We start from the raw sequence: 20,140 nt of genomic DNA on the forward strand, positions 1-20,140 counted from the left end.
CCGGAAAATGCAGTACCCCGTCGTCACCCTCGGCCCAGGATTAAGTCGGCTGCCCTCTCCCCGATCATCATCGACGGAGCGTTCGTGTTGCCGGTGGTGACCTTCGGCATCACGGAGGCGTCGGCCACCCGCAGACCGTCGATGTCCCGCACCCGCAGCTCCGGGTCGACGACCGCGGCGTCGTCGACACCCATCTTGCAGCTGCCCACCGGATGGTAGGACGGCACGGCGTACTCCCGGGCGTACGCCTCCCAGTCCGCGTCGGTCTCGCACTCGGACTCCGGGGAGAAGTGACCGTTCGTAATGGCCTTCATGGCCGGCTGTTCCATGATCTCGCGGATCAGCCGCGCCCCGCAGAGCGTGTCGCGCAGGTCGTCGGGGTGGCCCAGCAGCTGCATCTCGATGCGGGGGGCGGCCTGGGGGTCGGCGCTGCGGAGACTGATCCGCCCGCGGTAGCGCGTGTGCGTGAACGTCGACGATGCCAGGAAGCCCTCCTCCTTGGCGGGCTGCACGTTGAACATGCCGTGCTCGTCGACGTCGCGGGTGATGGCGAGCGGGGTGAACTGCAACTGGACGTCGGGCGAGGCGAGTTGAGGGTCCGTCTTCGCCATGACCTGTACCTGCACCATGGTCATCGCCAGCACGCCGGTCCCGTGCAGGGCATAGTCCTTCAGGGCCCCGGCGATGTCGCCGATCCTGGGTTTGTTGAAGGTGTGGATCCTCGAGTGGTAGCGCTGCATGAGGAAGGCGTGCTCGTGCAGGTTGCCGCCGACTCCCGGCAGGTCGAGCACGGCGTCGATGCCGTGCTCCTTGAGGTGGGCGCGCGGCCCGATACCCGAGAGCATGAGGAGCTTGGGCGTCGCCATCGTCCCGGCGCTCAGGACGACCTCCTGCCGTGCCCGAGCCCGCCTGATCCGGCCGCCGTGCTCGTACTCGACACCGACGGCCGTTCTCCCCTCGATCAGCACCCGATGGGCCATGGCCTTGGTGCGGACGGTGAGGAAGCCCTTGGGCGCGACCCGTTTGAGGTACTCGCGGGAGGCCGACGACCGGGTGCCGCGACGGTGGTTGACCTGGGCAAGACCGATGCCCTCCTGGGTGGCGCCGTTGTAGTCGGGCGTCTCGGTGTGTCCGGCCTGCTTGGCCGCCTCGATGAAGGTCATGTTCGCCTCGCCCCGGTTGCTCTGGGTCGTCACCGAGATCGGGCCGCCGCCGCCGCGGTAGTCGTCCGCTCCGCCCTCCCAGGTCTCGATCCGCCTGAAGGCCGGCAGGACCGACGCGTAGTCCCAGCCCGTGCAGCCCAGTTCCGCCCAGCCGTCGTAGTCGGCGCGGTTGCCCCGGACGTAGACACACGAGTTGATCGATCCGCCTCCGCCCATGACCTTGCCGGCCATCCACGCCTCCGGGCGGCTGCCCCGGGACGGGTCCGGCTCGGCCGGGTACTTCCAGTTGGCCTTCTGGTAGGCCACCGCCACTCCTGCGGGGACCAGGATCTCCAGCCGGCGCCGGTCGGTGCCGCCGGCTTCGAGCAGCAGCACCTTGGCGTTCGCCCCTGCCAGCCGGGCGGCGACGACCGAGCCCGCCGACCCTCCTCCGACGACCACGTAGTCGAATACCTCGTCGGTCATGTCTGCTCCAGCCTGTGCGTGTGGATGGCTCGATGTGCCAACGGTCAATGCATCCGGCGGGTCAACGCAGCTGGGGCCGACCGCTGTCGCGCGCCTTTCCCGCCGCCGCGCTGAGCATGAGCGCCGAACGCCTCGCCCGGCAGACCAGGTCTCCGCGCTGGTTGAGTCCGCGGTGCTCGAACTCGACGACGCCCTGACCGGGCCGGGATTTCGACTCGCGTGCCGCGAGGATCTCGGTCTCGGCGAACAGCGTGTCCCCCACGGCGACCGGCGCCGGGAAGACGATCTCGGTGAAGCCGAGGTTGGCGACGGTGGTTCCCTCGGTCAGGTCCGTGACGCTGAGGCCGACCACCGTAGCCATGGTGAACAGGCTGTTCACCAGGACGTGTCCGAACTCGGTCCGCGAGGCGTAGTCGGCGTCCAGGTGCAGACTCTGCGTGTTCATGGTCAAGGTGGTGAACAGGACGTTGTCGGCGTCGGTCACGGTCCGTCCGGGGGTGTGCCGGTAGATGTCGCCCACGACGAGCTCGTCCAGATAGCGGCCGCGGCGGGTGTGGACGGTCACCGCGCCACCGCCTCTCCGAGTGCCTGCTGATGATAGGGGTGGGCGATCGCGAGCAGCGCCCGCGCCCGCTCGCGCGTGGTGAGTCCGTCGAGGCGGGCGACGCCGTGCTCGGTGACGACGACGTCCACCATCGACCTGGGGACCGTGACCGTGCCGAGCGACGGCACGATGCGGGAGACCGAGCCGTCGGACGAGGTGGACGGCAGCGCGATGACCCGGAGCCCGCCCCTGGAGCGCGCCGCCGTGTCGATGTAGTCCAGGCTGCCGCCGGGCCCGGAGATCTGGCGCCCGGCGACGACCTCACTGTTGACGTTGCCGTGCAGGTCGACCTCGACCGCGGTGTTGACGGAGACGAAGCGCTCGATGTCGCCGAGCCGCCCCGAGTCGTGGGACACCGACGACGGGTACATGCCGATCGACGGATTCTCGTGACCGAAGGACAACAGCCGCTCGGTGCCCATCATCTCCGGGCTCAGCACGGCGGGCGACGGTACGACCTCGCCGGCGCGCAGTACACCGGCCTCGAACAGGTCCACCATCTCGTCGGTCGCCATGCCGACGAAGCGGACGCCGCCGAGGTCGGCGTCCTTGAGGGACCGTACGAGCGTCTCGGGAATGGCGCCGATCCCGATCTGCAACGTCGGTTCTGTCGGGAGCAGTTGGAGGACGTGCTCGGCGATCCGGGTGCTCGTCGGACTGGGCTTGGCGGAGCTGTAGTGCGGCAACGCGGTCGTCGACTCGACGAGGGAGTCGAACACGGAGATGTGGACGTAGGACTCACCGCAGGTGCGGGGCACGGCGGGATCGACTTCGGCGATCAGGGTGTCGGCCGTCCGCAGGGCCGCGAGGCCGTAGCCCACCGACGGGCCCAGCGAGGAGTACCCGTGGGCGTCCGGGGGGCTGATCCGCACCAGGGCGGCGCCGGTCTCCCACCGGCGTAGCAACTTCGCCAGCCGCGATGCCCGCGCGGGTACGTAACCGACGGTGCCGTCGGCCACCAGGCCGCGTACGGGTGCCATGACATGCCAGGTGCGGTAGGCGAGGTCTCCGTCAACGACGGCCGGGAGGAAGGGGTATTCGCCCAGCAGCAGTCCCGAGCTCAGGGTCCAGTCCCGCCCCGGGGCCAGTTCGCCGATCTCGGCCAGCAGCGTCGTCGGGGCGCCCATCCCCGGCGCGGAGACGATGTGGGTACCGCGGGCGATCCGGGCCAGGGCATCGCGTGCCGAGCGGTGCGGCAGCACCATCATTCCGACCCGGTGGCAGCGGCGGCAGCCCTGGCACTGGCAGTAGCTGTGGCGATGGCGTCGTGGGAGAAGACCTCGTCGAAGCCCGCCTGGTCGTACTGGAACTCGTCCACCTCGACGATGCGACCCTCGCGGAACCGGTAGACCAGGCATTCCTTCATCCGGACGGTCCTCTCGCCGACGACGACCACGCCGTACTGGTAGACGATGGCCCGCTCCGGGCTGGTGGCGATGTCGATGACCTCGAACCGCGCCGGCACGGCGAGGACGCGCTTGAGCGTGCCGAAGAGTCCCATGACCTCGGGAAGACCGACTCTCTCTCCGGCAAGGCCGTTGTGGCCGGGGACGCGCCAGACACACGTGGGATCGAGGAGTTCCTCGACGGTCGTCCGGTCCTGGGACGAGAAGGCCGCCATGAGACGCCGTACCGCGACGGCGTGCGGGTGTTCCTCGGGTGGGTTCGCGGCTCGGTCCGTCATGTGTGCCTTCTCCTCACGATTCGAATGGCGCGTCGAGGGTGACGTCCGCCCTGCCGGTGAGCACCACGCGACCGTCCTGATCGGTGGTCCGCAGAGCCAGCCGTACGAGCGTCAGCGCGCCGGCGGTCTCCGTCGCCTCGACGGTCGCCGTGCTGACGAGCCGGTCCCCCGGCCGGACCGGCGCGGTGAACCGGGCGCCCAGGGACCGGAGGGCCTCGGTGCCGAACCAGCCGGTGACGACACGGCTGCTGACGGCCATCGTCATCATTCCGTGCGCCATGACCCCGGGACGGCCCGCCGCCCGCGCCGCCGGCTCGTCGGTGTGCAGGAGGCTGAAGTCGCCGGAGGCGCCCGCGTACTGGACGATCTGAGTGCGCGTCAGCTCCTCGCACACCACGAGCTCGCGCGACTCACCGACCTTCGGCGGCGCCGTACTCACGACGGCTCCTGACGGATCGTCACCAGTACCATCCGCGAGCGGACCACGACGGATCCGGTGTCGTCCCGGAGTTCCTTGACCAGCTCCGTGAACGTCAGCGTGCCGCCCTGCCCGCTCTGCTTGGTCCAGGTCCTGCCGGGCGTCTCCGCCACGTGCAGGACGTCCCCGACCCGTACCGGCGCCAGGTACTCGAAGTGCTGCTCGGCGTGGAGAACCGTGGCGCCCTCGTCGGCAGTCGCCGCCGCGAGCGCGCCGGTCGGACGCAGGTCGCGCATGTGCTCGGGATCGTGCTGCACCGTCGTGGCGGTGAACGTCGGCGGCACGAGGTCACCGGGGCCGGGCGGCGGTTCCCCGACGGCTCGGGCGAAGGCGAGGACGTGGCCCTCCTCCACCGGGAAGCGCAGCGCCACCGCCGTCAGCCGTTCTGCGCCGGGACGGGCCGGAAGCGCGGCAGGGCGGTGCCCTCGCCGGTGTCGTGGAAGACGACCTCGACCCGTTGGCCGATGGCCAGTTCGGACGGGTCGGCCTCGACGATGTTCGTCATCATCTTCGGGCCCTCGTCGAGCTCGACGAGGGCGAGCACATAGGGACCGCAGTCCTTGTAGTCGAGGATTCCGCGGGTGGTCAGCGTGAAGCTGTAGAGGGTGCCGCGGCCGGTGGCCTCGACCGTCTCCAGCCGGGTGCTGTGGCAGTGCGGGCAGAGGAAGCGCGGGTACCAGATCGCCGACGCGCAGTCCTGGCAGTGCTGCAGGAGCAGTTCACCGCGTGCCGTGCCCGCCCAGAAGGCGGCGGTTTCGGGGTGCACCTCGGGCGCGGGCGCCGGCAGCGGGCCGTAGGCCCTGGAGGCGGGGGTGGTGGTCATGCGTCCTCCCTGCCGAGGATGACGGTCGCGTTGCCCATACGGGTGGACAGCCAGCCGCCGGTGCCGTGTGCCAGGGCGAGTTCGCAGTCGGGGACCTGTACCGCAGGGTGGGCCTCGCCGCGGAGCTGGCGTACCGCCTCGATCATCTTGGTCATGCCGCCCCGGTTCGCGGGGTGGTTGTTGCACAGCGACCCGCCGTCGCTGTTGAACGGCAGCCTGCCGTACGGCGCTTGCAGCGCACCGTCCAGGACGAACCTGCCGCCCTCGCCCTTCTCGCAGAACCCCAGGTCCTCGAGGGCCAGCAGCACGGTGATGGTGAACGAGTCGTAGATGCCGACGTAGTCGATGTCGCCGCGGCCGACTCCCGCCTCGGCGAAGGCGTCGCGGCCCGACCGGACGGCGCCAGTGACGGTGATGTCCTGCCGGCCGCCCCTGGTGTGCTCGATGGCCTCGCCGTGGCCGAGCACGGCGACGCAGTCCCGGTCGAGGCTCCTGGCGATGTCGGCGTTGACGAGCACGAGCGCGCCGCCGCCGTCGGTGACGACGCAGCAGTCCAGTCGGTGCAGCGGGCTGCTCACGACCGGGCTGCCCACGACGTCCTCGACGGTGACGACCTTGCGCAGCATTGCGTTCTCGTTGTGCTGCGCGTGGACCGAGGCGGCGACCTTGATCTGCGCCAACTGCTCGGCGGTGGTGCCGTACTGGTACATGTGGCGGGCGGCGGCGAGCGCGTACACCGCGCTGACGTTCATGCCGAAGACCGGCTCGAAGGCCGCCTCGGGCGGCGCTCCCATGAGCTGCCCGGGGGCCCGCAGCGAGGTCGTACGGGGCCGTCCGCCCAGCGTGACGAGGGCGACGTCGCACTTTCCGGCCGCGATGGCGGCGGCCGCGTGGCCGACATGGGAGAGGTACACCGATCCGCCCATGTCGGAGGAGTCCATGTACCGCACGTTCAGGCCGAGGTAGTCGGCCATGGCGAGCCCGCCGAGTCCGGGGGCGTCGCCGCCGGAGAAGTAGCCGTCGACGTCGGACAGGGTCAGACCGGCGTCGGCGAGCGCTCCGAGCGCCACTTCGGCGTGGATCTGGGGGATGGAGGTGTCGGGGAGTTCGCGTCCCGGGTGCTCGTAGGCCCCGGCTATGAGGGCTTTGCCCTTGATGCTCACGAGTGCCGCCTCAGACGAACGGGTTCGGGGGTGCCGCGTCGGTGAACGGGCGGAACGCGGTCTCCAGTTGCTTGCCGATCGTCGACAGGTCCCAGGCGTCGTCTTTCGCCCTGATCGTGGTCAGGGGCTGTGGGTCGCTGTAGAGCGACACTTCGAAGCCGCGGGCGTGGAGGACGTGCCCGTTGCACCATCCGGAGTCCTCGGAGGCGAGCCAGGCGGCGACGGGGGCGATGTTGTCGGGCGAGAGTTCGTTCGCGGCCAGGCCGTCGACGCCCGACACCTTGGCGGTGTCGGTCATCCTGGTGGCGGCCGCCGGCGAGATGGCGTTCGTGGTGACGCCGTACTTCCTGAGCGCCACGGCGCAGGAGTAGGTGAGGCCGACGATCCCCATCTTCGCGGCGGAGTAGTTGGGTTGGCCGGGCGCGCCGTGGAGTCCCGCGCGCGAGGTGTAGTTGATGACGCGGTGCTGGGCGTCTGCGTTGCCGAGACGCCGCCAGTAGGCCGCCGCGGGCTTGATGGTGTTGTAGTGGCCCTTGAGGTGGACGCGGATCACCGCGTCCCACTCCTCCTCGGCCATGTTGAAGATCATTCGGTCCCGCAGGATGCCCGCCACGTTCACCAGGACGTCGAGCTTTCCGTACGCCTTGACGGTGGACTCCACGAGGTCACGGGCCGCCTCGTGGTCGGACACGTCGGCGCCGTTGTGCATCGCCGTGCCGCCCGCGGCCTCTATCTCACGGACGAGGTCCTGGCCGGGACTGCCGTCGTTCTCCAGGCCGTTCAGTGACGCGCCAATGTCGTTGACCACCACTGCGGCGCCTTCGCGGGCGTAGAGCCTGGCGACCGCCCCGCCGATGCCGCGGCCGGCCCCCGTGATGATGGCCACGCGTCCGTCGAGAGTTCCCATGCGCTGCTTACCTCCGATGGGTGGCATCTGCCGAATCTAACACTGGTTAGGTACGCTCACAAGGTTCGTGGACGCGCATCGGGCCCCTCGTCTCCGTCCGGTCGGCCGACGGCACGGCTGAGGATGTCGACCCGGCCGGCGGCCCCGTCGACCCGGACGACATCTCCGGTGCTCAGCCGCCTGGAACCCGCCTTGGTGTTGACCACACACGGGATGCCCAACTCCCGGGCGACGATGGCGGCGTGGCTGAGTACTCCGCCGATGTCGACCACCAGCGCCTTCGAGATGAACATGATCGAGGCCCAGCTCGGGTCGGTCGTCGGCGCGACGAGGATCTCGCCGGGCCGCACGTCGGCGTCGTCGGGGTCGGTCACGACACGGACCGGGCCCTCGACCGTGCCGGGGGCGGCCCCCACGCCCTCGATCAGGTTACCCTCGCCCCGCTCGTCGCCCACCGTCCGCGGCGTCGCCACGGGCTGTCCGAGCCACGCCGCGGGAACCTCCAACGTCGCGTAGTGGGCGTGCCGTTCGCGGCGGCGGGCGACCAGGTCGCGGGCGTCCCGGGGCGGGGACACGAGTTCCTCGGAGGTGAGGAAGAAGACGTCCTCGGAGTCGTCGAGCACGTCCTCGTCCGCCAGGCACTCACCGATGCGGCGGGCCGAAGCGCGGGCCATGTCCAAGGACTGGAGGAACGCGGCCTTACCGACACCGCGGAGCGGGATGACGTACTTGGCCAGCCTCATGACGAGGCGGGCACCCGGCCGCCCGCGGGCCGGCAGCGACGCGAGCAGCGCGGCCTCCAGCGCCTCGCGCTCCCTGCGCTGGGACTCCTCCCCCAGGGCCGGATCGGCCTCGTCGCCCAGCGCCTTGTATCCGTCGAGGAGTCCACGGAGCGCGGTGTCGTCCTCGCGCCACACCCGGCCGGAGATCTCGCCCTCGCGCGGCCCGTGGTAACCATGCCTGCGCACCACCTCCTCGATCGGGATCCGGCCCCGGGAGGCGGCCCACATATCGGTCACGATCGCGCTCTCGGCGTGGGCGCCGTAGCCGCTCATGAACGACGTCACATCACCGACGCCCGAGCGCTCGACGAGCTGCGTGAGCTGGTCGTAGACCGGTTGGACCGCACACAGGACGTGGGTGCCCTGGACGGTGACGTTGTGGTCGAAGCGCCGGGCGGCGTCGAGATACTGGCGGGTGGCCCCGGCCCTCGACAGGGTGCCCGTCCTGCCGACGCACCCGATCCACCAGCGTTCGGTCAGCTCGTTCGCCTTCCTCACCTTCCGGCCGATCGTGGCGAAGCTGTAGGGGAAGCGGAAGGCGATGACGGGATAGCGCCGACGGCTGTGGACGCTGCTGAGTTCGTCGGGCATGGCACCCACCACCTGCTCGGCGACGGCGGCGCCCGTCGTGCCGGGGAGCCTGTCCCCGATGCCGACCAGGAAATCGACCCGCCCCGCGACCCGACCGTAGAAGACGTTGCACACCCGGTCCAGAGGATCGTCGGGGAAGCGGCTCTCCCGCCGGGTCAGCGCGCCCATGCTCGCGAAGGCGGCCCTGGTGGCGCGTTCGGCGGTGGGACCCCAGAGCGACCACCCGAGGGGAGTCATCACGCCGGGCATGGCCTCCCCGAAGTTCGAGGTGCTCCAGTACGCCGAGGGGTCACTCGCACTGTGCAGCGGATCCCAGCCCTCGACAGTCGGTTCCACGGTCATGTGCGTTCCCCTCATTACGTCTCACGGGGCCCGTCGGTACGGGTGCCTGATGCGCGCCCCCGCCAGGGGCAGGAAGACCTTGTCGGTCAACGTCGGTCAACGCGGCTGTGCGTGATGTGCCGACCGCACCCCCGGCAGCGGGGCGGCCAGGGCGGCGGGTAACTCGGCGAGGTCGCCGATGCCGAGCCAGCCGGCGATCTCCCGCAGGTCGGCGTCGTCCGGCGAGGCGGCGGGCACGAGGGGCAGCGGTCCGGCGTAGACGATTCCGGCGCCGCCGTCGACGGTCACCTGACGGCCCGCCAGGCCTGTCAGGCTTCCCGCCCCGCAGCCGACCACGCAGGGGCGTCCCAGTTCCCGGCTCACCACGGCGGCGTGTGACGTCGATCCGCCCAGTTCCGTGACGACGGCGGTCGCCGCGACCATGCCGTGCACATCGTCCGGGTCGGTCGTCACGGTGGCGAGGACGACATCCTCGCCCTCCTCGGCCCGCTCCTCGGCCTCGTCCGCCGAGGGCGCGACGGTGCCCGTACCCACACCGGGGCAGGCGGGTTCCCCGCGGGCGAGCACGGTCGCCGTGGCCGCGGCGGCGGGGTCGACCCGGGGGCGCAGGACAGCCGCGACATCGTCCGCCGAGACGCGGGACAGTGCCTGCCCGGTGGTCAGCAGCCGCTCCCGGACCATGGCGGCGGCGATCCGCACGCAGGCCTCCGGGGAGCGCTTGGCGGCCCTCGTCTGAAGCAGCCACAGGCGCCCGGACTCGACCGTGAACTCGATGTCCTGCACGTCCCGGGCCTCACGCTCCAGACGACGCGCCGCGTCGAGGAGCCTCGCGTGGATCTGCGGCAGCGACTCGGCGAGGGCGTCGAGGGGTTGCGGGGTGACGCGGCCGGACACCACGTCCTCGCCCTGGGCCCGCGGCAGCCACTCGCCGTGGGGTGCCGCCGCCCCGGTGAGCGGGTTGCGCGTGAACAGCACCCCCGTACCTGATCGTTCGTCCGCGTTGCCGAACACCATGGCCTGTACGGTCACGGCCGTACCGCCGTCGTCCGCCAGCCCGTGATGCCCGCGGTACGCCACGGCGCGCGGTGCCGTCCAGGAGCGGAAGACCGCGGTCACGGCGGCGACCAGCTGGTCCCAGGGGTCGTCCGGGGGCGCGACGCCGACCACCTTGGCGAACTGGTGGGCGAAGCGGCCGGCCACGTCCTCGGCCAGGCCGTCGCCCCGTTCGGCGGCGAGTGCCCGCAGTGCCGGGGCCGTGGCCCCCACGTTGAGCACGGTGTCCATCATCCCCGGCATGCTGCGGGCGGCGCCCGAGCGCACGGAGACGAACAGCGGTCGGCTGCCGCCGCCGAAGCTCCGCCCGAGTTCCTCTTCCAGCCGGCGGACACCCCGGCGCAACGCGTCCGCCGCGGCCTCGGGCAGAGCACCGTCAAACAGGGTCCGCCGGCACGCGTCGGTGCCGAGGGTGAACGCCGGGGGCACCGGCATGCCCAGCCGCCTCAGATCGTTGACCGCCCAGGCCTTGCCGCCGACGAGCGCACGGTCCAGGGCCACGGTCCCGTCGAGCGGGATCGGGTCCACTACGCCCTCCCCTGCCTGGCCTCGTCCACCCGGTCGAGTTCCAGGACGCCGAGCAGGTCCTGGTGCAACTCGAACCACGCCTGGTGGTAGCTGTCCTCCAGGGGGTTCGCGACCCATTGGTGCCCGCCCCGCCGCACCTTCTCGATCGCCCGGGAGAACCGGTGGGCGTAGCCGACCAGTCGGGGGACAGCCGCGCCGATCCGGCTCAACAGCGGTGCCGCGTCGTGGTATGCGGCCGCCAGACGGTCGAGTACGTCCGCGTCGTAGGCGCCGTCGGCGTGGTCGTTGGCCGTGCCGTCCAGCCGCAACTGCCAGGCGCCGACGATCTCCTTGAGCGCCGAGTTGTGGCGGTCGAACTCCGCATAGAGCCGACGGACGGTGGCGGTGTCGACGGCGGACCGCTCCTGCGCCAGCAGTGCGCGCAGCCGCTCCTTGCCGGCCGGCGTCAGCCTGGCCCCGGCCGGGCCGGGCTTCATCAGCCCGCGCAGCTCAAGGGCTTTGACGTGTACGGCCGCGGAGTCGCCGGCGAACAGCGCCGCCGACTCGGCGGTCAGCCGACCCTTGAGCCGGGCGCCCTGCAGAAGGGCGAGCTCAGTCGGGGTGTCCGTCATCGTCATGTCTCTCCAGCGATCCGAGGGGAAGCTGAGATACGGACGGTGTCAGCGCGCCAGACGGACAGGGAGGCTGACCGGTCCGCGGGCGAAGCCGGGCCGGTAGTCGGGAGTGAAGCCCGGCTCCGACTCGAAGGTCGTCAGTGCGCAGATCGCCCTGATGCTGGCCTTGATCTCGCGCCGCGCCAGGTGGTTGCCGAGGCAGCGGTGGATGCCCGCGCCGAAGGCGACGTGCGAGGAGGTGTTGTCCCGGTCGAAGTCGAGGGTGTCCGGGTGGGGGAACTGGCCGGGGTCACGGTTGGCCGCGGCCCAGTTGAGCAGGGCCCGGTCTCCGCTCTTCATCGGACAGCCGCCCATCTCGACATCGGCGGCCAGGGTCCGGCCCGCGGTCGGAACGGGCGACTCGAAGCGCAGGAACTCGTCGACGGCCCGGTCCAGCCGTTTCTCGTCGGCGGCCCGCAACTCCTCGCGCAGCGACGGGTTTCCCGCGAGCTGCACGGCGATGCTGCCCAGCCCGCCCATCGTCGTCTCCATACCCGCCATGATCATGAGGTTCATCGTCTCGATACGCTGCTTCTCGTCGAGTTCCAGGCCGTCGCTGCCGTCGAGCCCCAGGTGGGCGATGGTGCCGGCCAGGTCGTCGCGGCGCCCGGCGGCCCGGCGCGCGGCGAGCAGTTCGGCGCCCCACCCGAGCAGCTTCGGCGCGACCTCCATGGCCCTTTCGGGCTGGGTGAGCAGCGTGTTGAGTACGTCGAGGACCCAGCCGATCTCCGATTCCCTCTGTTCGAGATAGGTCTCGAAGAACACCACGGGCGGCAGGAGCTGGGTGAAGGAGGCGACGAAGTCGACCTCGCCCCTGTCGAGGCAGCGGCCGAGAAGCGTGTCCACCTTCTCGCGGATGCCCGCCTCGCCCGCCTGCTGCGCCCCGACGGTGAAGAAGGGGTTGAGCAGACGGCGTATGCCACGGTGCAGCGGCGGGTCGGTCTCCAGCGGGATCATGCGCAGGACGTCGAGGTCGAACTGCACCGGAGCCGCACCCTGGGCGTTGCTGAAGCCCCGCCAGTCGGTGCTCGCGGCCATGACATCGGCGTAGTCGTTGACGACCCAGAACCCCTCGCGCCCCTCGCTCCAGGGCTGGTCGCTCCAGCCGACCGGGCACCTCTCGCGCAGGTCGTTGGTGCGGGGCCAGAAGTCGGCGGCGAGGGCCGGATCCAGCGGACCGAAACGAACGACCTCCTGATCCTCGCCCGTACTCGTCTTCTCCGAACTGGTCATGTCACGCTCCTGGGGGTCGCACCGTCCGGCCATGTCGGCTCCGGCCGTACCGGCGTCGCCGTGACGCACGCAGCGGTCCGCAGCGGTTGCGGTGCCGGGCCCCGGCCTGCCGGCCCACCCGGATGTATCCTGCGCCACAACCTAATTTCGCCAAGAATCTAAGCCAGGGTCAAGTAGCGCGCAAGTACCGAAATCAAGTTAGAATATGGTCCTGGAACGACAGACGAACGCCAGCCGCACAGCGGCAGTCCACCGTGACAAGGAGGGCCTACGGTGCCCAAGGTGACCTTCCTGCGACCGAACGGCGACGCGGTCGTCGTCGACGCGGCTCACGGACAGAGCGTGATGCAGGCGGCGGTGGCGCGCGGCATCACCGAGATCGTGGCCGAGTGCGGCGGCACGCTGGCCTGCGCGACCTGCCATGTCTTCGTGCCCGACGAGCATCTCGACGCCCTGCCTCCGGTCGGGCCGGACGAGGAGGAGATGCTCGACTTCACGGCCGTACCCCGGCAGGCGGGCAGCCGCCTGAGCTGCCAACTGCCGCTGAGCGCCGAGTTGGACGGCCTCGTCGTACACCTCCCCGAGGAGCAGTACTGATGCCGGAGCCGACCGTCGTCGTGGTCGGAGCCGGCCAGGCCGGCTGCCAGACCGTCTTCTCGCTGCGCGAAGCGGGCTTCGCCGGACGGGTGCTGCTCGTCGGTGCCGAGCAGCACCTTCCGTACCAGCGTCCGCCGCTGTCCAAGGCGCACCTGACCGGAAGCGCCGACCGGGACACTCTGTGGCTGCGGCCCCGGTCCTGGTTCGCCGAGCACGGAGTCGAGGTCCGTACGGGGACACGGATGACCGCACTCCACCGCGAGGACCGCGAGTTGCTCCTCGACGACGGTGAGGTCCTCGCCTACGACAAGCTCGTTCTCGCGCTGGGCGCCCGCCACCGGGAACTGCCGGTCGCCGGTACCGGGTTGGACGGGGTGGTCAGGCTCCGCACGCTCGACGAGGCCGACGACGTCCGCGACCGCCTCCGGCACGCCCGGCGCGTGGTCGTCGTCGGCGGCGGCTTCATCGGCATGGAGGTCGCCGCCACCGCCGCGCGTCTGGGGAAGAGCACCACCGTCATCGAGGTGGCCGACCGGCTCATGGGACGCGTGCTGTCGGCCGAGACGGCGGCCTTTCTGTTGCGGGCCCACCGTTCACGCGGTGTCGAGACGGAACTCGGCACGACGGTCGCCACCATCGTCGGCACCGCCGCGGGCACGGTGGCCGGTGTGGACACCACCGACGGACGCCGTATCCCGGCGGACCTGGTCCTGGTCGGTGTCGGCGCCGTACCGAACGTGGAGCCGGCCGCCGCCGCCGGCATCGAGGTCGACAACGGCATCGCCGTCGACGAGTCGCTGCGCACATCGGACCCGCACGTCTACGCCATCGGCGACTGTGTGTCGTTCCCCCAGGTCCGCGCCGACGGCAGGCGGGTGCGTCTGGAGTCCGTACAGAACGCCGTGGCACAGGGGCGCCGCGTCGCCGCGACCCTCGCCGGCCGTCCCGGTCGCTTCGACAGCATTCCGTGGTTCTGGAGCGACCAGGCCGACCTGAAGCTGCAGATCGCCGGCCTGACGAGCGGCCACCACGAGGTCGTGGTCAAGGGCGACCGGGAGACGGAGCGCTTCTCGGCCTACTGCTTCGCCGACGGCCGGTTGCTCGGCGTCGAGTCGGTCAACCGTCCCGCGGACCACATGGCGGCCCGCAGGCTGCTGGCCGCCCCGACGCCCGTGACACCGGACCAGGTGCGGGCCGCGGACTTCAGCCCCAAGGCGGTGGCGGCCGGCACCGCCACCGGATGAGACGCCTTCGCCGGTCCGGCGAGCGCTGAGCGCTCCGCTGGAAGCGCTGTGATGAACCTGCGGGCCGGCGGGGGCTGGTCGCGCAGTTCCCCGCGCCCCTTTCGGGGCGCGCGGTCGCGCACCCGACGGCACGCTCTCAGCCCGTCCTCCGGTCGGCACGCGCGACGACCAGGCCCAGCTTCTCGAAGTCCAGCGTCTCATCGGTGATCCCGCGTTCGCGGAGCTTGTACTTCAGCACCCGTCCGTTCACGTTGGCCGGCAGCTCGTCAAGGAATTCCACATAGCGCGGCACCGCGTAGTACGGCAGGGACACCCGGAAGAACTCGAACAGCTCGGCATGCTCGATCCGGGCCTCGGGAACGAGCAGGATGCACACCTTGATGTCATCCTCGCCGAGCTCCGACGGGACCGCGTGCACCGCGACGTTCGCGATCGCGGGGTGCTTCAGCAGCGCCTGCTCCAGCTCGATCGAGGAGATGTTCTCGCCCCTGCGGCGCAACGAGTCCTTCTTGCGGTCGACGAACCAGAAGTAGCCTTCCTCGTCGATCCGTCCCTGATCGCCGGTGTGGTGCCACAGGTTACGGAAGGTCTGGACCGTGGCATCGGCCTGGTTCCAGTAGCCGGAGAAGAGGCGGAACGGCTCCGTCGGCCGAATGACGATCTCGCCCGGCCGGCCGTCGGCCACCTCGACGTCATCGTCGTCGACGATCTTGACCTCAAGGCCGGGCGTGACCCTGCCCATGCTCCCGGGGCGGCGCGGGCCGCGAGGGTCTCCCAGCAAGGCCGGCCAGCACTCCGACTGCCCGAACACCTCGGCGAACGGAGCGATGCCGAAGCGCTTTTCGAAACGCTGGACGAGATCGGGGGTGGACGGCATGAACGTGATGTGCCGCAACTTGTGATCGCGGTCCTCGTCGCTGGGTGGTTGTGCCAGCACAGCCATACCCATCGCACCCATCCCCAGCGCGGCCGTCGCGCCGGTCTCGCGGATCCGCGCCATGTACCGGCTCGCGCTGAACGACGGTTCGACGATCACGGAGCCACGCACGGCGAGCGCGGCGGCGACCAACCACGTCTGGCCACTGAAGTGGAACAGCGGGTTGGCGCCGAAGATGACGTCGCCCTTCTCGTACCACCCGAAGTCGATGAAGACGTTGATGAGGTTGCAGTAGTAGCCGTGGCTGATCGTGCAACCCTTCGACGGCCCGGTCGTCCCCGAGGTGAAGATGATCGCGCAGACGTCCGCGGGGTCGATCAGGACCGGGGCCGGTTCGGCCGTCACCGCTTCCAACTCGGCGTAGTCGAGCGTGGCCGGTGAGGCTGCATCGCCGGAGGCACCACCCACCAGCACGAGCCGCGGCTGCTCCGGCAGCTCGGGGAGGATCGGTTCGAGCATCCTCAGTCCGGCTTCGTCGGTGATGTAGATGCTGGGCCCGGTCTGTTCCAGTTGGTGGCGCAGGAACTCCCCACGCAGGAACGTGTTCAGCGGCACCTGTATCGCGCCGGTCTTGGCTATCGCGTAGATGAGCACCACGTACTCGATGCGGTTGGGGAGGCTGACCGCGATCCGGTCGCCCTTCGCCGCTCCCATCGCCTGCAGTGCCGCTGCCACCCTGTCGGACCGGCGGTCCAGCTCACCGAGGGTCAACCAGTCACTCATGCACTGGACAAAGCGCCGGTCCGGGTCGAGGGCCGCCTCCTCCCGGAGCCAGTCACCGAGAACCCGATCGATCTTCCGCGGTTCGGAAACCATTGCGTCGCTCCCCTTTGTGTCCACCGTGCTGGTCCGCTCCAGGATTGCGTCGACGGATCGCCGGACCCGCGGGACGAACCTGCGCCGGCGGCCGTGTTGGGGTTCGGGTCCGGTCGGAGGCCGACCGGACCCGTTCGTGGATCGGGAGACAGGCCGGCCGGAGACCGGATCAGCTCAGCCACCCGTTCTGTCGTGATCGTCGGCATGGTGCCGGCATCAATGACCCGCGAGTCGCGTACGACGTCGGATCTCGCGCAGGTCCCGCACGACGTTCTGGAGATCCTCCGGGGCGGTGAGGAAGTGCCGGGTTCGGCGCCGCCACTGCGTCGTCGACCGCCATGGGTATCGGGCCTCCCTGAGCATGGGCGCGTCTAGTCGTCGCGCCAGGTGCGGAAGGGAAGGGTGGCGAGGCTGCGTGTCTGGCCACCGTGGGCGGCGAGCCGCGCCCCGTCGGGGAGGGAGAACCGCGGCACGCGGCGGAGGATCTCCTCGAAGGCGATGGTCATCTCCAGGCGCGCGAGGTGCGAGCCCAGGCAGCGGTGGTTGCCCGCGCCGAAAACCATCGTGCGGTCGGGCTCCCGGTCGATCAGCAGCTCGTCGGCGTGCTCGAAGGCGTCCTCGTCGCGATGGGCCGACGCGAGCGGCAGCACCACGCGGTCTCCGGGCCGCAGTTGCGTATCCCGGATCACGCACTGCTCGGTCACGGTGCGGCTCATGTGCACGATCGGCTCGTAGCGCAGTAACTCCTCGATGGCTCCCGGGATCAGCGACGGGTCGGCCGCCAGCCGGTCCTGCAGGTCGGGACGGCGGGCGAGATGCATGAAGCTGAACCCGAGCGCGGTGGTCACCGTGTCGAGGCCCGCGAGCACCAGCACGTAGGCGAAGTTGAGTATCTCCTTGTACTCGAGCTTGCGCTGCCCGGCCATCCGGGCGTTGACCAGGACGGAGATGATGTCGTCGCCCGGTGACTCAAGGCGTTCGTCGAGCAGACCTCGAAGGAAGTTGTTCAGTTCCTTGCCGGCCCTCAGCCGAGCGGCGGTCTGGGCCTCCGCATCGCCGTGCCGCACGCCGTCGGTGGTGGTGTGCAGGATCGTTCCCGCCCACGCGCACAGCTGGTCGCGCCGCTCGACGCTGAAGTCCAGGCCGACGAGGCTCAGGAACACCGCACTCGGGTAGGGCTGCGCGAACTCGGTGACGAAGTCGAACTCCCGCTTCTCCAGCATCCCGTCGACCAGGCGCACCGCGTACGTGCGAACGGAGTCCGCGATGTGCGCGATCGCCTTGGGCCGGAACAGCGGGTCCACGATCATCCGGTAACGCCGGTGTTCGGGCGGGTCCACTTCCAACGGGATGAGGGCGCGGTTGTGCCCGGGGGTCGGCGGGGTGTCGGCCGGCCAGGACGAGAACCGCGCGGCGTCGTGCAGCACCTCGGAGACATCGGCGTACTTCGACAGGATGTGGAAGCCGCCGTAGTTCTCCGTGTGTGCGACGGGGCACTTGGAGCGGAGCGTCGCGTACTCGGCATGGGGGTCGAGCGCGAAGCCGGGGTCGTAGTGGTCGTAGTCGTGCCCGAGCGCCTGCTGCGCGGAGCACCGGTCCGTCTGCTCGCTCATGTCGTGGCGCCTTGGTGGTCGCGGTGTAGGGAGGCCGCCGTGGTGTCACCGCGGCACAGTTCACTCACGGCGTGCGAGTCCTGGTAGAAGACGTCGACCCGCACGATCTTGCCGCCGCGCAGTTGATAGAGGTCCACGACCCGCATCGGCATACTGCGCCCGGTCACGCGGGACGTCATGGTGCCGTGCATCCGGACCGCGACGAACGAACCGGCGTCACCGATCTCCGGTGTGTCCAGTTCGACTCGGAAGTCCCGGCCGACCTTGCGCAGGAGCTGGACGAAAGCGTCCTTGCCGAGGTAATCGCCACCGAAGGGCAGGCTCATGGCCTCGGAGAAAACGATCTCGTCGTCCAGCAGCTCCAGGCAACCTGCGACGTCGCCGGCCCGGAGCCCGGCGGTGAACCTCCGGACAACCGCACTGTTGTCCTGAACCGTCATGGTGCTTCCACCTCTGTCAGGTCAGGCCCCGGCCACACCGGCCAGGACGCCCGGGTGGGCTATTTTCTACATGGGTTTTGGTTACGGGTCAATGGAAATGGACAGCCACTGTCCACTGTTCCTGAATCTTGTCTACGTTGGATTAGGTGATCGCGAGCCTGCGGAGCCACCGCTCCGGACATAGGCCGAGCGGAGCCTAACTCTCATTGGAATCACTCCGGCTCGGGAAGAAGGCGTGACGGCGGAGCCGGAAGCCACTGCCGCAGAAAAGGTAGGCTGACCATCAACGAATCGCGGTCAGGTTCCTTCCTCGGCGAAGTGGACCGGGCGGCACCGGGAGGAGACGCGTGAGCGAGGCACGTAACCGGCCAGGAAAGAAGGGGACCGCCACCAGGGCCCGCATCCTGGACGCGGCAGCCTTCGTCTTCCGGATGAACGGGTACGTGGGGACCCGGCTGTCGGACGTCGCCAAGGTCGCGAAGACACAGGCCGGCAGCATGTACTACCACTTCAGCTCCCGCGAGGACCTGGTCGAAGAGGTCCTCCGGGTCGGGCAGGAACGCACGAGCGGCTACGTACGCCGACGTGTGGCCGCCCTGCCGGAGGACGCCACACATCTCGACCGGCTGCATGAGGCGATCGAGGCCCATCTGGCCACGATCCTCGAAATCGGCGACTACACCGCCGCCACCATCCGGATCCTGGGCCAGGTCCCTGACGAGATCCGCAAACGGCGGCTGCACGAGCAGCGCGAGTACGGGCTGTTCTGGCGCAGTCTCGTCGACAGTGCCGAGTCCGCCGGAGAGATCCGGTCGGACCTGGACGGCTCGGTCGTGCGCATGTTCCTGCTGGGTGCGATGAACTCGTCGCCCGACTGGTTCCGCCCCGGCCAGCCAGGACTCTCCGCCGAGCAGTTCGAGCGACAGTGCGTGGTGGTGTTCACGGAGGGCGTCGCCACGGACAAGGTGCGCGGCCACCGGTCGGTCGACACCGAACTGGCCGCCGTCGAAGCGGGCCGAGCCGCCTGCGCCGGGCTCACCGCCACCACGGACCTGGCCGGCAGCGCCCAGCGGATCCTGGACGCGGCCGCGGCCGTGTTCCGGGAGAAGGGCTACGCGGGGACCCGTCTGGTCGACGTCGCGGAGGCGGCGGGCATCAAGACCGGCAGCATGTACTACCACTTCGACTCGCGCGAGGACCTGGTCGTCCACCTGCTCCTGGCCGCCTGGAAACGGACGAACGACCTCGTCAGGGAAAGCGTGAACGCGCTGCCCGCCGACGCGGCACCGCTGCAGCGCCTCACCACGGCCATCGCGGCCCATCTGCTCTCGGTGCTGCAGAGCGGCGCCTACACGTCAGCGCTGATGCGCATCCTGGGGCAGGTTCCGGAGGACGTGCGCGAGCAGGTGGTCACCCACCAGCGGGCCTATGTCGATTACTGGCGCCAGTCGTTCCAGGACGCGGTGGCGGCCGGAGACATCCGTGACGATCTCGACCCGTCGGTGACGGTCATGATGCTGATCGGGGCGCTCAACTGGGCGGTCGAGTGGTACCGACCCGACGGCAGGCTGAGCCCGCAGGACCTGGTGAGCCAGTTCACCACGCTCGTGTTCGACGGTCTCATCCTGGGCACCCGCGAACGCTGAGCCGTTCCCACGCCCGCGACCTCTCCCGCCCGGCCGGTCAGCCAGGCGAGCCCCTTTCACCATCGCTTGGACCTGCTGATTCCGCGGCACCTCCCTGCCCCGTCCGTCCGCAAGGACGGCAAGCCGGTGGCAACGGGCACAGGCCGTGAGGTTCTTGGCGATCCGCCGCACGCCGTGCACTGGCCTGTCCAGAGGCCGGCCTGTTCCGGAGGCGGCCTGCGCAAGGGCACCGGCCCGGCGGGGCCCGCGCCCGCCGCGTTGCGCACCGAATGACCGACTGCCGATCCTGCGCACGCCATTCCCGATTTGCACTCCGTACTCCATACTCCGTACCGCCGGACTTCTGACAGCCATGTCACGACGTCGGCTCACAACTGC

General features: G+C 70.1%; 19 protein-coding genes. 3 read left to right on the forward strand and 16 right to left on the reverse strand.

Features of this window, described 5'->3' with window-relative positions; all coding sequences use genetic code 11:
* Positions 1-23 precede the first annotated feature (23 nt).
* The 13 genes from LUX31_RS04630 to LUX31_RS04690 all read right to left on the reverse strand — a co-directional run bounded on the left by LUX31_RS04630 (position 24) and on the right by LUX31_RS04690 (position 12,469).
* Positions 24-1,628 (reverse strand): GMC family oxidoreductase, encoded by a 1,605-nt coding sequence (locus tag LUX31_RS04630; protein ID WP_235473287.1) that lies wholly within the window; start codon positions 1,626-1,628, stop codon positions 24-26.
* Between the two features lie 61 nt (positions 1,629-1,689).
* Positions 1,690-2,193 (reverse strand): MaoC family dehydratase, encoded by a 504-nt coding sequence (locus tag LUX31_RS04635; RefSeq protein WP_235473288.1) that lies wholly within the window; start codon positions 2,191-2,193, stop codon positions 1,690-1,692.
* Positions 2,190-3,440, reverse strand: a complete 1,251-nt coding sequence (locus tag LUX31_RS04640; RefSeq protein ID WP_235473290.1) for an acetyl-CoA hydrolase/transferase family protein — start codon at positions 3,438-3,440, stop codon at positions 2,190-2,192. Before LUX31_RS04640 ends, LUX31_RS04635 begins: the two co-directional genes overlap by 4 nt.
* A complete protein-coding gene (locus LUX31_RS04645; protein WP_235473292.1) occupies positions 3,437-3,916 on the reverse strand; it encodes a nuclear transport factor 2 family protein in 480 nt (159 codons plus the stop codon). The genes LUX31_RS04640 and LUX31_RS04645 overlap by 4 nt, the downstream gene beginning before the upstream one ends.
* 13 nt (positions 3,917-3,929) lie before the next feature.
* Positions 3,930-4,355 carry a MaoC family dehydratase gene (locus LUX31_RS04650; RefSeq protein ID WP_235473293.1) on the reverse strand — a complete coding sequence of 142 codons (426 nt, stop codon included), beginning with the start codon at positions 4,353-4,355 and terminating at the stop codon, positions 3,930-3,932.
* Complete coding sequence (locus tag LUX31_RS04655) at positions 4,352-4,765, reverse strand: FAS1-like dehydratase domain-containing protein (protein WP_235473295.1); 414 nt, start codon at positions 4,763-4,765, stop codon at positions 4,352-4,354. The genes LUX31_RS04650 and LUX31_RS04655 overlap by 4 nt, the downstream gene beginning before the upstream one ends.
* A 5-nt stretch (positions 4,766-4,770) precedes the next feature.
* Positions 4,771-5,217: a Zn-ribbon domain-containing OB-fold protein gene (locus LUX31_RS04660; protein ID WP_235473296.1), complete on the reverse strand. Its 447-nt coding sequence runs from the start codon at positions 5,215-5,217 to the stop codon at positions 4,771-4,773.
* Positions 5,214-6,380, reverse strand: a complete 1,167-nt coding sequence (locus LUX31_RS04665; RefSeq protein WP_235473298.1) for a thiolase domain-containing protein — start codon at positions 6,378-6,380, stop codon at positions 5,214-5,216. The genes LUX31_RS04660 and LUX31_RS04665 overlap by 4 nt, the downstream gene beginning before the upstream one ends.
* A 10-nt stretch (positions 6,381-6,390) precedes the next feature.
* Positions 6,391-7,287: an SDR family NAD(P)-dependent oxidoreductase gene (locus tag LUX31_RS04670; RefSeq protein WP_235473299.1), complete on the reverse strand. Its 897-nt coding sequence runs from the start codon at positions 7,285-7,287 to the stop codon at positions 6,391-6,393.
* Positions 7,288-7,343: 56 nt separating this feature from the next.
* Positions 7,344-9,002, reverse strand: a complete 1,659-nt coding sequence (locus LUX31_RS04675) for a PEP-utilizing enzyme (protein WP_235473301.1) — start codon at positions 9,000-9,002, stop codon at positions 7,344-7,346.
* Positions 9,003-9,098: 96 nt separating this feature from the next.
* Complete coding sequence (locus LUX31_RS04680) at positions 9,099-10,583, reverse strand: pyruvate, phosphate dikinase (RefSeq protein WP_235473303.1); 1,485 nt, start codon at positions 10,581-10,583, stop codon at positions 9,099-9,101.
* Entirely contained in the window at positions 10,583-11,200 is a 618-nt protein-coding gene (locus tag LUX31_RS04685) for a hypothetical protein (RefSeq protein WP_235473305.1), read from the reverse strand. Before LUX31_RS04685 ends, LUX31_RS04680 begins: the two co-directional genes overlap by 1 nt.
* 42 nt (positions 11,201-11,242) lie before the next feature.
* A complete protein-coding gene (locus LUX31_RS04690; protein WP_235473306.1) occupies positions 11,243-12,469 on the reverse strand; it encodes a cytochrome P450 in 1,227 nt (408 codons plus the stop codon).
* A gap of 273 nt (positions 12,470-12,742) precedes the next feature.
* On the opposite strand from LUX31_RS04690, the gene LUX31_RS04695 reads away from it, so the two are divergent.
* Positions 12,743-13,066, forward strand: coding sequence for a 2Fe-2S iron-sulfur cluster-binding protein (locus LUX31_RS04695; protein ID WP_235473308.1), 324 nt, complete (start codon positions 12,743-12,745; stop codon positions 13,064-13,066).
* Positions 13,066-14,310 (forward strand): NAD(P)/FAD-dependent oxidoreductase, encoded by a 1,245-nt coding sequence (locus LUX31_RS04700; protein WP_235473310.1) that lies wholly within the window; start codon positions 13,066-13,068, stop codon positions 14,308-14,310. Before LUX31_RS04695 ends, LUX31_RS04700 begins: the two co-directional genes overlap by 1 nt.
* Positions 14,311-14,446: 136 nt before the next feature.
* Here the strand turns inward: LUX31_RS04700 and LUX31_RS04705 are convergent, their stop codons facing one another.
* The 3 genes from LUX31_RS04705 to LUX31_RS04715 form a co-directional block, all read right to left on the reverse strand.
* The gene (locus LUX31_RS04705; RefSeq protein WP_235473311.1) at positions 14,447-16,063 is read right to left on the reverse strand and encodes an AMP-binding protein; all 1,617 of its coding nucleotides are present in this window, start codon (positions 16,061-16,063) and stop codon (positions 14,447-14,449) included.
* 371 nt (positions 16,064-16,434) lie between these two features.
* The gene (locus LUX31_RS04710) at positions 16,435-17,676 is read right to left on the reverse strand and encodes a cytochrome P450 (protein WP_235473313.1); all 1,242 of its coding nucleotides are present in this window, start codon (positions 17,674-17,676) and stop codon (positions 16,435-16,437) included.
* Entirely contained in the window at positions 17,673-18,116 is a 444-nt protein-coding gene (locus LUX31_RS04715) for a nuclear transport factor 2 family protein (protein WP_235473315.1), read from the reverse strand. The genes LUX31_RS04710 and LUX31_RS04715 overlap by 4 nt, the downstream gene beginning before the upstream one ends.
* Positions 18,117-18,463: 347 nt before the next feature.
* Between LUX31_RS04715 and LUX31_RS04720 the strand changes: the two genes are divergently transcribed.
* Positions 18,464-19,762: a TetR family transcriptional regulator gene (locus tag LUX31_RS04720; protein ID WP_235473316.1), complete on the forward strand. Its 1,299-nt coding sequence runs from the start codon at positions 18,464-18,466 to the stop codon at positions 19,760-19,762.
* Positions 19,763-20,140 lie beyond the last annotated feature (378 nt).

The organism is Streptomyces sp. GQFP, from assembly GCF_021545335.1.
Lineage (GTDB): Bacteria > Actinomycetota > Actinomycetes > Streptomycetales > Streptomycetaceae > Streptomyces.